The following is a 12,938-nucleotide window of genomic DNA, read 5'->3' on the forward strand; positions in this document are numbered from 1 at the left end:
GGCTGCAAAATGGGCGGTGGGCAGCATGATCAATCGGGTCCTGGAACGGGTCAGGGGGGCCGGCGGCAAGCTGCGGGCGCAGGCCGCTCTGCTGCGGCGGGACCCGCAGGCCTTTGCGGCGAACCTGATGCAGGTCACGCATCCGGCGCTATTCTGCGAGCGGCTGATCGACATCATGAACCCGGTGCCGATGCATGTCCGCGTGGATCATTCGCTTGGCAGCTTCATGCGCCTGAACGTGTTGAACCCGGCCTTGTCGCGGGAGGGCATGACCGGCGGCCCGAACACCATCCTCAACCTGGCGGTGCGCGTCGCCCGCCACGATATCCCTGTTCGCCTTATCACAACCGTGAAGCCAGGCAGCGTATCGGCCGAGTGGCTTCGGCACCATCTGGCCGAGCTGGTGGGTGGCGAAATCCCGGAGATCGCTGTCGAGACCGCTGCGGTGCAGGCGAGCCCCCTCGTCGTAGGACCGGGTGAGGCGTTCATGGCGACGCATTGGACCACGGCGCAGCAATTGAAGCCGGTTCTCCCGCTGATGCGGTCGCAGAGCTTCATCTACATGCTGCAGGAATTCGAGGCCGGCTTCTACGCCTGGTCCAGCAACCATGCCCTGGCGCTGGAAACCTACGGCATGGATTTCTGGCCCGTCACGAACGAGAATCTCCTGGCGGAGTATTTCTTCCGCACCGGTCATGGACGCTTCGCGGATCCCGGCTTCCGGGAACGCTCCATCGCCTTCGACCCGGCGATCGAAAGCCGCGTCTTCCACCCGCCCGCGCAACCGCGGGCCGATGGGCCGAAGACCCTGCTGTTCTACGCGCGGCCAACGAACCACCGGAACCTGTTCGGGCTCGGGCTGGAAGCGCTGCGTCGCGCCTCAGCCGATCCGGCATTCGCGGGATGGCAGATGCTGGCGATCGGCGGCCGGGGTGGCGTGCCGGAGTTGCCGCTTTCGAACGGCCATGTGCTGCGGCCAGCCCCCTGGCGTGGCTACCTGGCCTATGCGGATCAGCTGCGCGCGGCGGATATGCTGCTCGCACCCATGCTGTCGCCGCACACCGGCTATCCGGCACTGGAAATGGCGGCCTGTGGCGGCCTGGCGGTGACCAATGCCTTCTCGGTCAAGACGGTGGCGGTACTGGAAGGCCTGTCGCCCAATATCGTCGCGACGGAGGCGACGGTGGAGGATATGGCGGCGGGCCTGGTGCGGGGCGCCGCCATGGTCAATGCCGGCAGGCCGCGCGAGGGCACTCTGAACCTGCCGCGCGATTGGGCGGAGGCGTTGGACCCGACGGCGCAGCGGGTGGCGGAAGTGCTGCGGAGCTTCTGACCCTTCAGTGCATGGCGCCCTGCCGCAGCAGCGCGGCATAGACATCGCGCGTCGCGGCGGAGAGTGAGCGGGACAATTCCTCCAGCCCCGCCACCTGTTCAACCCGCGCCGCCGCCTGCGCCTGCTCCTCCTCCGACAGCACCAGCGGCACCAGGCCGGTGGCCCTCGCCAGGCCGATCAGCAGCGCATCCCGCGGGTCCGGAATTTCATCCTCCAGCAGCACGCCGCGCAGGCGGCGCCGCACCTCCGCGGTTTCCGCACGGCCGGTGGCCTTGGGGTAGCGGCGTTCGGGGAAGACCCAGAGGAAGCGATCCTCGATCCGCCGCAGCACCCCGGCATCCACCAGCCGTTCCAGCACCTGCGCCCGCAGCGCCGGGGCGGATTTGGCGATGTCCTGGATCCACCAGCGGCTGGTGCGTTCCGCCGCCATGGCCACATCGCCGGCGGCGAGCTGCGCCAGCACGCCATCCAGCAGCGCATCGCCGGTCGGCCGCTTCTGCACCAGAACCAGGCGATCGAGGTCCGTATCGATGCGCCCGGCCAGCGCCAGTTCCATCAGGATGGCGCCGGCCAGCGCCAGGTCGCCGGCGGGGCCGGGCAGCCCCACCGGCTTGCCGGTTTCGTCATCGAGGAGAAGCAGCAGGATCTCCTCCGGCATGGTCAGCGACATGGTGGCCCCCGGGGCTTTTGCGGGAGCCTGCCACGAAAGACGGCCGGCCGTCAGGCCGGCCCGTCGCAGGCGGGCTAACCCACCACGATGTTGAACTGCCGCGCCACCGCGGTCCAAGCCGTGATCTCCTCCCGGATCACGGAGACGAAGGCCTCGCCCGTGGGCTGCGGGGTGCGCGGCAGGGTCTGGAGATCGGTCAGCCGGGCCATCAGGTCCGGCCGTGCCAGGATGGGCGGCACCAGCGCCGCCAGCCGCTCCACCACCGGCGCCGGCAGGCCCTTCGGCCCGGACAGGCCGAGCCACTGGGCCGAGGTCAACTTCGGGAAGCCCAGCTCGGCGAAGGTCGGCAAATCGGGGAACATGGCCAGCCGTTGCGACGTGGAGACCGCCAGCGCGCGCAGCGTGCCGTCGCGCATCTGCGCCGTATTGGTGGTGATCGGGTCCACCATGCATTCGATGTTGCCCGCCAGCACATCCTGCATGGCCGGCGCGCTGCCGGCATAGGGGATGTGGTCCAGGTTGGGCGCCCGCGCTTCCGAAGACAGCATGGCGCCCAGCAGATGCGGCGCGGAGCCGATGCCGGAGGAGCCGAAGCGCACCGGTTGCGTGCGCGCCGCCGCCAACAGCTGTTCCAGGGTCTGGAACGGCGAATTGGCCCGCACCAGGATGATGTTCGGCGCCTCCACCATATGCATGATGTGGGTGAAGTCGTTGATCGGGTGGAAGGGCAGCGTCGGCCGCGTCGCGGTGGAGAAGACATGCACGGAGGCATGGCTGACCAGCAGCGTGTGACCATCCGCCGGCGCCTTCGCCACCATGTCGGTGCCGATGATGCCACCGGCCCCGGCGCGGTTTTCCACCACCACGGATTGCCCCAGCGCCTGCGACATGACCGGCGCCATCAGCCGCGCCACCGTATCCACCAGCCCGCCTGGCGGAAACTGCGCGACCAGGCGGATCGAACGGTTCGGCCAGGCGGGCTGCGCCTGGACGATGGCGGGGGCGGCAAGGCCCCCAAGGCTCGCGGCGGTCAGCCCGAGCAGCGTACGACGAGTCTGCATTATTGCGCTCCCAGCGATCAGAAACCGAGGGGTGGCGCTCATCCCTTGGGCATCCGCCCGGGGCCGTGGCACGCCTTGCACCCTCTGGCGGGGTACATGGCAAATCGTATGCCGCGCTCAGTCGCCGCGCTGGCTGGTGCCGAGACCGGCGCCGCGCAGGTCCGCGACCGCGACGGCGAGCGACCGGTTCAGGCTCTCGATCCGCGTCACCACGCCAAGCCAGGGCTGCACCGAGTCCAGCTCCTCCGCGCTGAAGATCAGCGGCAGCAGCCCGGCGGCGCGCGCCAGGCCGAGCAGCAGCGCATCATGCGGCGTGGGAATCTCGCCCTCGAGCAGCAGGGTGCGCAGCCGGGCGCGGGCCTCGGTCACCTCCGGCCGGTCGGGTGCCTTGGGGTGGCGGCGGTCGGGCAGGATCCACAGCACGCGGTCCTCCACTCGCCGCAGGATGCCGCGCGCCACCAGCCGGTCCAGGATGGCGGCGCGGGCGGAGGGCGCATCGCGCGCCAGCAGCGGGATGGCGCCGCGCGCATCCGCCGGCGCGCCGGGGGCGCCCAGCCGCGCCAGCGCCGTATCCAGCGCGGCGTCACCCAATGGCGAGGTGTCCACCACGAACAGCCGGTCCCGGTCCGTATCCACCCGCCCGGCGAGTGCCAGCTGCATCAGCAGCGCGCCGGCCAGCGCCCGGTCCGGCGCCATGCCGCCGCGGCCGACCGGGCGCCCCGTCTCGTCATCCAGGGCGAGCAGGACGATTTCCTCCGCCAGGGTCAGCGGTTCGGTCATGGCGAGACGTCAGGCCTGGGCGAGGGCGGCGGACCAGGGCGACATCACATCGGTGACGCCCACCCGTTCGCCGCCCGCCCGGATCTGGATGAGGTTCGGGCAGGCAAAGTTCACCGGCAGCACGGCATGTTCCACTACCTCCAGCGGGCCGGCTGCGGCCAGGCCGTCCAGCGTCGCCTGCGGCAGGCTGCGATCGGCGGTGGCACCTTCGGGACCGCTGACATCGATGCGCGGAAAATGCGCCGCCGCCTCCGGGTCCATGCCGAAGCCGCTGACCAGCGCCAGGGTCTGGAACACCGCGGCCAGGATCCGCCGTCCGCCAGAAGCGCCCAGCGCCATGGAGGGGTTGCCGGCCGCATCGGCCACGATGACCGGGGACATGTTGGTCAGCGGCCGCTTGTTCGGCCCGATCTCATTGGCGCTGCCCGGCCGCGGGTCGAACCACATGACGCCGTTGTTCATCAGCACGCCGGAGCGCGGCAGCACGACGCGCGAGCCCATGGAGGACAGCAGCGTGGTGGTCATGGAAACCATCATGCCATCCGCGTCGCAGACGTTCAGATGCGTGGTGCAGGTCTCGGCGCCCTTGGGCTCGGCATCGCCGAGGCCGGCCAGCCGCTCGGCATAGGCGGCCTGCATCGCCTTGGCGAAGGCCAGGTGCCAGGCGGTGCCGGGCGCGCTGCCGGCCCAGTCGGCGGCTTCCATCAATTCCATGACGCGCCGGAAGGTGGGCGCCGCAGTCAGGCCATTGGACAGATGCAGCGTATGGCCGCGCCACGGCACGGACACGGCGGGCAGCACCCGCGCCTTGCAGCCGGCGAGGTCGGCGGCGGAGAGGATGCCGCCGGCCTCCCGCACATCGGCCGCGATGGCAGCGGCGACATCGCCCTCGTAGAAGTCGCGGAAGCCGGCCTGCTGCAGCCGCTCCAGCGTCTCCGGCAGCCGGCCCAGCCGGAAGAAGCCCGGCTTGCCCTGATAGGGCGTGACCGGCGGCAGGCCGTTCGGCAGGTAGATGCGCGCCGATTCCGGGTAGAGCTTCAGCGTGGAGGCCGCATTGGCGATCTTCAGCGTGGTGAACCAGTCCTGCGGCAGGCCGCGCTGCGCCAATGCCACCGCGGGCGCCAGCACATCCTTCGCCGGCATCCGGCCGCGGCGTTCATGCAGCAGCGCATAGCCCGCGACGGAGGACGGGATGCAGAAGCTCATCGCGCCATGGATGTTGCGGTCGCCCTCCACCTCCGGCCAGGAGAACAGATCCTGCTTCATCCGGCCGGTGGTCGGAAAATCCCGGGCGTTCAGCGCGGCGGGGGAAACCGGGCCGAAATCGAAGGTCTCCGCCGGGCCGCCGGGGGCGGCCACCTGGGCATAGCCGATGCCACCCAGGCCGCTGTTCCAGGGCTCCATCGCGGCGAGCGCGAACGCCATGCCGACCGCCGCATCCGCCGCATTGCCACCCGCTTCCAGAATGGCGATGCCGGCCTCGGCGGCGGCGCGGGACTGGCTGGCCACCATGCCGCGGCGGCCGCGGGCGGCGGGCTTGGTGACCTGCCAATGCTGGCTGGTATGGGCGGGCGGCTGGTATGTCATGCGGGGTCCTCCGATCCGCGGAGGATCGACCCGCCCCGGCTCTTCGGCAACCCCGCCGGCGGGCTTCAGCGCTTGGCCTGCCGCCGGCGCTGCACCGCCTGTTCGAAATCCAGATCCTCATGCCAGCTCAGATGCCGGTCGAGCGCCGCCTGCGCTCCCTCCACATCGCCCTGTTCCAGCAGATCGAGGATGGCGGTGTGCTCGGCGGAGATGCGGGGCTTCGGCCGGACGTCGTGGCCCAGGCCCCAGACCACGGAAAGCTGCCGCGCCACGCTCAGCCAGATGCCATGCAGCACGCCATTGCCGGAAAGCCGGCAGATTTCACCGTGGAAAGCCTCATCGGCCGCGACAAGAACCGCCATGTCCTGCGCTTCCGCCGCCGCGTCATAGCGCTCGGCGGCGCGGCGGGCCGGGGCCAGGCGTTCCGGTGTGGCCAGCCCGGCGGCCAGGATCTCCCGCAGCGCCAGCGCCTCCAGCGCCGTCCGCACCCGCATCAGCTCCGCCACCGCGCGGTTGGTCACCTGCATCAGCCGCATGCCCTTGTAGGGCGTGGAGACGACGATGCCCTGGCTTTCCAGCAGGCGCAGCGCTTCCCGCACCGGGACGCGGCTGATGCCCAGCTCCCGGGCGATCTCAGCCTCCACCAGCCGGTCGCCCGGCAGGAACACACCACGCGCGGCGGCGGCCACCACAGCCTCCGCCGCCTGTTCGACCATGGTACGCGGGTGGACGGGGGCCAGGCGGCGCGCCTCGCCTGTGGCGTCTTCGGGTAGGGGGGGCATGGACCCCTCAATGGGCAATGCATTCACCGGCGGCGGCCTTCGGGAAGCGTTCGTATTGTCATGTCATTTCAACACAGGCACGGCCGTTTGTCTCGCGCCGATGGCAGCGCGAGACATTTCTTTGCAGGTGCGTGGCGGCGCCGACCCTCCAAACATTGTATTGTTCCTCCGAAAGATCGGACAATTGACCTTATTGCTGCGCCTCTTGGAGAGCCAGGGTTTTGCGCCTAAGCACGCGGCCCAAATGCCCCGCGGGGCAAGTGCCGCCGCGTGCCGGGGGCGCAGACAGGATGGGAGACGGATCGTGGCAGCATCGGAGCGGATCGGCGGGCTCGGCGTGGACCCGGCCTTTCGGCAATTCATCGAGGCCGAGGCACTGCCGGGCACCGGCATCGAGGCGGCCCGCTTCTGGTCCAGCTTCGAGGCGCTGCTGCGCGATTTCGCCCCGCGCAACGCCGCCCTGCTCGCCAAGCGGGATGCGCTGCAGGCGCAGATCGATGCCTGGCACCGCACCAACCCGGCCCGCCCGGTGGACCTCGCCGCCTACAAGGCGCATCTGGCCGAGATCGGCTACCTGCTGCCGGAGCCGGAGGATTTCAGCGTCGGCACCACCGATGTGGATGCCGAGATCGGCCAGATGGCCGGCCCGCAGCTGGTGGTTCCCGTCTCCAACGCGCGCTACGCGCTGAATGCCGCCAATGCGCGCTGGGGCAGCCTGTATGACGCGCTGTACGGCACGGATGCGATCCCGGATGCGGATGGCGCCGAGCGCGGCCGCGGCTACAACCCGAAGCGCGGCGCCAAGGTGATCGCCTTCGCCCGCAAGGTGTTGGACCAGGCCGCGCCCCTGGCCGGCGGCGCCAGCCATGCCGGCAGCAAGGGCTACGCGATCGAGGGTGGCGCGCTGGTGGCGACGCTGGCGGATGACCGCAAGGTGGGCCTCGCCCGGCCCGGCCAATGCGTCGGCTTCCAGGGCGAGCCCTGGGCGCCCACCGCCATCCTGCTGGTCAACAACGGCCTGCACCTGGAAATCCATGTCGACCGCACCAGCGCCATCGGCCAGTCCGATGCGGCCGGCGTCTCCGACCTGGTGATGGAAGCCGCGCTGACCACCATCATGGATTGCGAGGACAGCGTCGCCGCGGTGGATGCCGCCGACAAGATCGAGGTCTATCGCTGCTGGCTCGGCCTGATGAAGGGCGACCTGACGGCGGATCTGGAGAAGGGCGGGAAGACCATCACCCGCCGGCTGAACCCGGACCGCGTCTGGAAGACCCCCTCCGGCTCCGCCGTCACGCTGCATGGCCGGTCCGTCATGCTGGTCCGCAATGTCGGGCACCACATGATGACCGATGTGGTCACGCTGGACGGCGCCGAGATTCCGGAAACCGCGCTGGACGCCATGGTGACGGTGGCGATCGCGCTGCATGACATCCAGCCGCCCGGCCGCGGCAAGCGGATGAATTCCCGCACCGGCAGCACCTATATCGTCAAGCCGAAGATGCATGGGCCGGAGGAAGTGGCGCTGGCCGATAGCCTGTTCGCCCGCATCGAGGACGCGCTCGGCCTGCCGCGCGCCACGATCAAGATGGGCATCATGGATGAGGAACGCCGCACCACGGTGAACCTCAAGGCCTGCATCAAGGCGGCCCGCGACCGGGTGGTGTTCATCAACACCGGCTTCCTCGACCGCACCGGCGACGAGATCCACACGGCGATGGAAGCCGGCGCCGTGGTCCGCAAGAACGAGATGAAGGCGCTGCCCTGGATTGCGGCCTATGAGGCCTGGAACGTCGATGTCGGCCTGCTGTGCGGGCTGCGCGGCCGGGCGCAGATCGGCAAGGGCATGTGGGCGATGCCGGACATGATGGCGGCGATGCTGGAGCAGAAGGTGGGCCACCCCAAGGCCGGCGCCAACACCGCCTGGGTCCCCTCGCCCACCGCGGCCACGCTGCATGCGCTGCACTACCACCAGGTGGACGTCGCCGCCCGCCAGGTGGAGATCGCAGCCGAAGGCCGCCGCGGCAAGCTGGACGATATCCTGACCATCCCCCTCGCCCAGGACACCAACTGGGAACCGAAGGATGTGCAGGCCGAGCTCGACAACAACGCGCAGGGCATCCTGGGCTATGTCGTGCGCTGGGTGGACCAGGGGGTCGGCTGTTCCAAGGTGCCGGACATCAACAATGTCGGGCTGATGGAAGACCGCGCCACGCTGCGCATCTCCGCCCAGCACATCGCCAACTGGCTGCGCCACGGCATCGTTTCGCGCGATCAGGTGGAGGAGACGCTGCGACGCATGGCGGCCGTGGTGGACGGCCAGAATGCCGGCGATGCCGCCTATACCCCGATGGCACCGGGCTTCGACGGCCCGGCCTTCAAGGCGGCCTGCGACCTGGTGTTCGAGGGTGCGGCGCAGCCCAATGGCTACACCGAATTCGTCCTGCACCGCAGGCGGCGGGAGGCGAAGGCGGCGGGCTGAGCCGGGCGGCTGAGGTGGGCGCGGGCGCGGGTGATTCCCCTCGCGCCCAAGCTGTTGTACCTTGGCGTAATGTTCCGCGGAGATTGCGCCCTGCCCCGGCTTCTCGCCCTGCTGCCCCTGCTGGCGCTGATGGCCTGCTCCTCCTCCAGCGAGGTGGCGGAGCTTTCGCCCGGGATCTTCGGGCTGACCGCGCATGGCAATACGCCGGCGCAGGCAGCGCGCGTGGGGGTGGAGCGGGCGCAGGCGCATTGCGCGGCGATGGACCGCGCCTTCGAGGTGACGCGCAGCCATATCGGCGGGCGGGACTACACCATCGCCTTCCGCTGCCCGCGGCCGGAGGCTTCCGCGATGAACCCGGCGACCCTGGTGCAGCCACCGCGCGGCTGGGAACCGGCCGCCCCGCTGCCGCAGGCCGGCGGCGGAGCCGCTGGGGCCGTCGCGCTCTACTGAAACGCGCTCGACTGACATACGCGGCGATTTGGCGGGGCTGGCAGATGCGCTAGACTGCCGCCTTTGGCATGGTTGGATTGATGTCGGACGAGGACTGGAACATCCCTGAGGACCTGCGGCCCGACCCGGCCGATTACAGCTTCGACCTGGCACGCACGCTCACCTCCGTGGTCAGCCTGAAGTCCCGCGTGCCGGCGGACGCGTTTTCCGCCCGCACCCTGGGGACGGAACGCGAGGGCAGCGGCGTGGTGATCCGGGAGGATGGGCTGGTGCTGACCATCGGCTACCTCATCGGCGAAGCCGACAGCATCTGGATCAAGACCGCCGCCGGCCGCGTCGTGCAGGGCCATGCGCTGGCCTATGATTTCGAGACCGGCTTCGGCCTGGTGCAGGCGCTGGGGCGGCTGGAGGCACCGGCCATGCCGCTCGGCCCCGCCACGCTGCCGGAGGCCGGGGTGCAGACCATCCTGGCCGCGGCGCCGCAGCCGGGGCGGGCCGCGGGGGGCGGCGGGGCGCTGGCGTGTTCCGTCGTCGCGAAGGAGCCCTTCGCCGGCTACTGGGAATATCTGCTGGAGGAGGCGCTGTTCACGGCACCGGCGCATCCTTCCTGGGGTGGCGCGGGGCTGATCGGGCCGGACGGGTCGCTGCTCGGCATCGGGTCCCTCGTGCTGCAGCATGCGGATCAGAAGGGGCGCAAGCTGGATCTGAACCTGGTGGTGCCGATCGGGCTGCTGCACCCGATCCTGGACGATCTTCTGGCCTATGGCCGCGTGAACAAGCCGCCGCGGCCCTGGCTCGGGCTGTATTGCGCGGATCAGGAGGAAGGCGTGGTCGTGGCCTCCGTCGCCGCCAGGGGGCCGGCGGAGAAGGCGGGCATCCGGCCGGGCGACCGGATCCTGGGGCTGGATGACAGCGAGGCGCCGGATCTGGCGGGGCTGTGGCGCAGCCTGTGGTCGCGCGGGGCTGCGGGTGTCGCGGTGAATGTGGCGGCGGAGCGGGACGGAAGGCGACTGGTGGTGCCGGTGGTGAGCGGGGATCGGAGCAAGTTTTTGAAGGCGCCAAGGCTGCATTGAGTAGACCGTGCTTGTTAACGGGCGAACAAGTGATGCGCGCCACCCACCTCCACCGAGGGCGAGAGCCGAGCCGGCCCACTAGGCGAGGCTAACGTATTGTACAAGGCTCTTACCTGTACACCGCAGCAGAAGTAACGAATCAAAACAGGCTGGATAGGAGATGCCCGTGAAGTTACAAGCCTTCAATTTAAGCAGAGCGAACACGGGTTTTTACTTAACTGCCGTGAGCGCAAGCACACTGTTTCCGCTATGTCGAGTTGACAGGGTGGCCGAAAATCCGACTGAAGGATTTCAGCGACAGCTAGACGCACCGCGCGCGCGCCGAATCGCCAAGTATCTTGAAGATCGAATAATCCCTGGCGCGATTATCTTAAGCGTTCAAACAGAATTTCCTGCCTCATTCGATGTTGAGGCTGGCGAGCTTACAATAAGCGACCATCCTGGATCGCTTCTCGTGATTGATGGGCAGCACAGACTCTATGGCGCCCAAATTGCATCAGAAAATCATGGCGTGAACGTTCTTTTGCCCGTTTGCATACTAACCGACCTTTCTTTCATGGACGAGGTTCAATATTTCATCGATATTAACTCAACCGCGAAAGGCGTCCCGCGTACGCTGCGTATCGAGCTCACGAAATTTTTGGTCAAGCAGGACTCTATCGATGATGTTCGCCTACGTCTTTTCAGAGACCTGAGTATAGAGCCTGACTCACCATTATGCGGCCGGCTTAGCGCCGAGCAACGTGGCCCCGGCTATCTTTCTCACGTTCCATTTGAACTCGCCATAAATAAAATTCTCGCAGGCGAGCGAATGAGAGATTTAGATTACTTGCAGAAAAAAGCCCTAATTAAAAACTACATATCAGGCGTAAATCAGAATCTTTTAGAGGCAGATTTATCTCAAAAACTTATTCAGTCGGCGTTTTTTCAGGCTATTTTTCGTGTCTTTGAAAAGGCATGCGAAAGCGCATTGCTGTTGCGTGGCAACTATCGAGCGGAGACCTTTGAGTATGTCTTTCAGGCTTTACTCAGAGTGAATTTTGAGCACCATACTGGAACCAACGATGAGGCAATTTCCAACCTAGAGAAAGATCTTTTAGATAAACTAGAAATTGACAGAAAATCTAAAATGCCGACAGATCTTTTTTAATGTTTGCTCTCCGATGAATAGATGTGCAGGTCTTCTAGCTGACGCCTGCACGTCGGAATTAGCGGGTCTTATTAGCGTCGCGGGGCCCGCTGAACTCGACCACCTGACCTTCAGGTCGTCTTTCAAGTACGGGCTTTTGAACGATCCTGCTATATCGATAGATATCCCATCCTCAAGCAGCTTTGTGGTCTGCGAACTTGCCGGTGGGGAGGTTCGTCATGACAGTCCGGCCATTGCAAGCGCGCGGGTTTCCGATTTTTTTCTGGGAGCGACGCGAGTAAGACGTCAGTATCAAGATTTGATCAAATCGAAAGAGGCATCTTCGTCCTCCGCATGGATGGTTGTAACCGCATATTATTGCGCTTTTTTTGCCGCTATAGAAATAGCCAAGCTTTTTAATTATATTTCCATAAGCCTTGCATCCGAGGATCTTAAAGCCCTCTCTATCAAAGCGACCGGCGCTAGCCATTCGGCCTTTTTTAGCAGCGGGAATAATAATTTTATCGGTCAGCCTCATGCTGGCAAGCTAGTTTTTAGCAGCATAGGAACACGCCCCCACGTGGTGGCTTGGCAAAATGCGCTTCGGTTTACCAAAACGGCCTTCAAGAAGAAAGACTGGATAGATGCCAGCCACTACATCACCGCCCTTCAGGAAAATGACTGTTCCCCAAGCGCAGTCCGCAATGAATGGAATTACAAAAGGTCCGATTATTATGGCGCAGTCGGCGATGCCCGCGCCTCCGAATTCAAAAAACTTGTAGGCAATCCAAAATCTGCACATAATTTTCTTTGCCGAACCAGGGGGCTGTTTTCCAACTTTGATCCCTGCCTAGTTGCAGTGCTTTGTGAAGTATTTAATTCAGCGATTACTCAGTCACACGCTAGAGCCACTGAGATCATTAGAAATACTCGCAACTAAAAGAAAGTATACATCATGCTATTCAAGGCGGTCTTCGTATTGGTCCGTCAAAACCTCCCCACCCCAAACACCCCCGGCGCCCCCTTCCCTCCCCGCACTCCCTCCGCCACCAGCCGCCCGCACACCGGTCCCAGCGTCCACCCGTTGAACGTCACCGCATGGTGCAGCCCCTGCACCCGAGGGTCCGCCCCCAGGATCGGCCCCGGCACCTGCACATTCAGCCCGGTCCAGGCCCGTATCACCTGAAGCCCCGCCAACGCCGGCAGCACGCGGCCCGCGACGAACAGATTGCCCTCGATCGACTCCCGCAGGTTGCGCGGCCGCCCTGCCGCATCCAGCACGCCGGGCCAGGCGCCGCCGAGCACCAAATGGCCGGCATCGCCCTGCTTGGCCGAAAGGTGCCGGCTGCCATGCAGCACCAGATGGCGCATCACCTCGCCGCCCGCCGCCTCCGTCACCATCACCTGCTGCACCGCCGCCCGCACCGGAATCGGCGCGCCCAGCATCGCGGCGAATTCCCCGGCCCAGGGACCGCAGGCATTCACCACCTGCCCGGCGCGGATCACGCCGCCCCCGCCTGTCTCCGCCCCAAACCCCCCCCCCCCCCGCACCACCCCCCCGCTGGTGGTGCCGCCGCGCACCAGAACCCCC

The 12,938-nt window shown here is 66.7% G+C and carries 12 protein-coding genes; 6 read left to right on the top strand and 6 right to left on the bottom strand.

Annotated features, from left to right (window positions below; translation table 11 throughout):
- Positions 1–25 precede the first annotated feature (25 nt).
- Positions 26–1,333 carry a hypothetical protein gene (locus Q8S40_RS04790; protein WP_305669490.1) on the top strand — a complete coding sequence of 436 codons (1,308 nt, stop codon included), beginning with the start codon at positions 26–28 and terminating at the stop codon, positions 1,331–1,333.
- A gap of 4 nt (positions 1,334–1,337) precedes the next feature.
- Here the strand turns inward: Q8S40_RS04790 and Q8S40_RS04795 are convergent, their stop codons facing one another.
- The 5 genes from Q8S40_RS04795 to Q8S40_RS04815 all read right to left on the bottom strand — a co-directional run bounded on the left by Q8S40_RS04795 (position 1,338) and on the right by Q8S40_RS04815 (position 6,213).
- A complete protein-coding gene (locus Q8S40_RS04795; protein WP_305669491.1) occupies positions 1,338–2,003 on the bottom strand; it encodes a GPP34 family phosphoprotein in 666 nt (221 codons plus the stop codon).
- Between the two features lie 74 nt (positions 2,004–2,077).
- Positions 2,078–3,064 (bottom strand): tripartite tricarboxylate transporter substrate binding protein, encoded by a 987-nt coding sequence (locus tag Q8S40_RS04800; protein ID WP_305669492.1) that lies wholly within the window; start codon positions 3,062–3,064, stop codon positions 2,078–2,080.
- Positions 3,065–3,181: 117 nt separating this feature from the next.
- A complete protein-coding gene (locus Q8S40_RS04805) occupies positions 3,182–3,844 on the bottom strand; it encodes a GPP34 family phosphoprotein (RefSeq protein WP_305669493.1) in 663 nt (220 codons plus the stop codon).
- Positions 3,845–3,853: 9 nt separating this feature from the next.
- Positions 3,854–5,431 (bottom strand): gamma-glutamyltransferase, encoded by a 1,578-nt coding sequence (locus Q8S40_RS04810; protein ID WP_304813947.1) that lies wholly within the window; start codon positions 5,429–5,431, stop codon positions 3,854–3,856.
- Between the two features lie 65 nt (positions 5,432–5,496).
- The gene (locus Q8S40_RS04815; RefSeq protein ID WP_305669494.1) at positions 5,497–6,213 is read right to left on the bottom strand and encodes a GntR family transcriptional regulator; all 717 of its coding nucleotides are present in this window, start codon (positions 6,211–6,213) and stop codon (positions 5,497–5,499) included.
- A gap of 304 nt (positions 6,214–6,517) precedes the next feature.
- On the opposite strand from Q8S40_RS04815, the gene Q8S40_RS04820 reads away from it, so the two are divergent.
- The 5 genes from Q8S40_RS04820 (at position 6,518) to Q8S40_RS04840 (ending at position 12,287) form a co-directional block, all read left to right on the top strand.
- Complete coding sequence (locus tag Q8S40_RS04820; protein WP_305669495.1) at positions 6,518–8,695, top strand: malate synthase G; 2,178 nt, start codon at positions 6,518–6,520, stop codon at positions 8,693–8,695.
- Positions 8,696–8,764: 69 nt separating this feature from the next.
- Entirely contained in the window at positions 8,765–9,145 is a 381-nt protein-coding gene (locus Q8S40_RS04825; RefSeq protein ID WP_305669496.1) for a hypothetical protein, read from the top strand.
- A gap of 80 nt (positions 9,146–9,225) precedes the next feature.
- Positions 9,226–10,218, top strand: coding sequence for a S1C family serine protease (locus tag Q8S40_RS04830; protein ID WP_305669497.1), 993 nt, complete (start codon positions 9,226–9,228; stop codon positions 10,216–10,218).
- A 166-nt stretch (positions 10,219–10,384) separates the two neighbouring features.
- Positions 10,385–11,368 (top strand): DGQHR domain-containing protein, encoded by a 984-nt coding sequence (locus Q8S40_RS04835; RefSeq protein WP_305669498.1) that lies wholly within the window; start codon positions 10,385–10,387, stop codon positions 11,366–11,368.
- Positions 11,369–11,381: 13 nt separating this feature from the next.
- Positions 11,382–12,287, top strand: a complete 906-nt coding sequence (locus Q8S40_RS04840) for a hypothetical protein (RefSeq protein WP_305669499.1) — start codon at positions 11,382–11,384, stop codon at positions 12,285–12,287.
- Between the two features lie 47 nt (positions 12,288–12,334).
- Here Q8S40_RS04840 and Q8S40_RS04845 read toward each other — a convergent pair.
- Positions 12,335–12,938 (bottom strand): FAD-binding oxidoreductase (locus Q8S40_RS04845; protein WP_305669500.1); only part of this gene is annotated, 604 nt, incomplete at its 5' end.

The sequence above is a fragment of the Falsiroseomonas sp. genome, assembly GCF_030695085.1.
Lineage (GTDB): Bacteria > Pseudomonadota > Alphaproteobacteria > Acetobacterales > Acetobacteraceae > Falsiroseomonas.

What these genes read in the sequence shown, in the direction of transcription:
- Q8S40_RS04810 (WP_304813947.1), bottom strand. Translation starts at nt 5,431, where the DNA reads ATGACATACCAGCCGCCCGCCCATACCAGCCAGCATTGGCAGGTCACC.
- Q8S40_RS04830 (WP_305669497.1), top strand. Translation starts at nt 9,226, where the DNA reads ATGTCGGACGAGGACTGGAACATCCCTGAGGACCTGCGGCCCGACCCG.
- Q8S40_RS04815 (WP_305669494.1), bottom strand. Translation starts at nt 6,213, where the DNA reads ATGCCCCCCCTACCCGAAGACGCCACAGGCGAGGCGCGCCGCCTGGCC.
- Q8S40_RS04805 (WP_305669493.1), bottom strand. Translation starts at nt 3,844, where the DNA reads ATGACCGAACCGCTGACCCTGGCGGAGGAAATCGTCCTGCTCGCCCTG.
- Q8S40_RS04800 (WP_305669492.1), bottom strand. Translation starts at nt 3,064, where the DNA reads ATGCAGACTCGTCGTACGCTGCTCGGGCTGACCGCCGCGAGCCTTGGG.
- Q8S40_RS04790 (WP_305669490.1), top strand. Translation starts at nt 26, where the DNA reads ATGATCAATCGGGTCCTGGAACGGGTCAGGGGGGCCGGCGGCAAGCTG.
- Q8S40_RS04825 (WP_305669496.1), top strand. Translation starts at nt 8,765, where the DNA reads ATGTTCCGCGGAGATTGCGCCCTGCCCCGGCTTCTCGCCCTGCTGCCC.
- Q8S40_RS04795 (WP_305669491.1), bottom strand. Translation starts at nt 2,003, where the DNA reads ATGTCGCTGACCATGCCGGAGGAGATCCTGCTGCTTCTCCTCGATGAC.
- Q8S40_RS04840 (WP_305669499.1), top strand. Translation starts at nt 11,382, where the DNA reads ATGAATAGATGTGCAGGTCTTCTAGCTGACGCCTGCACGTCGGAATTA.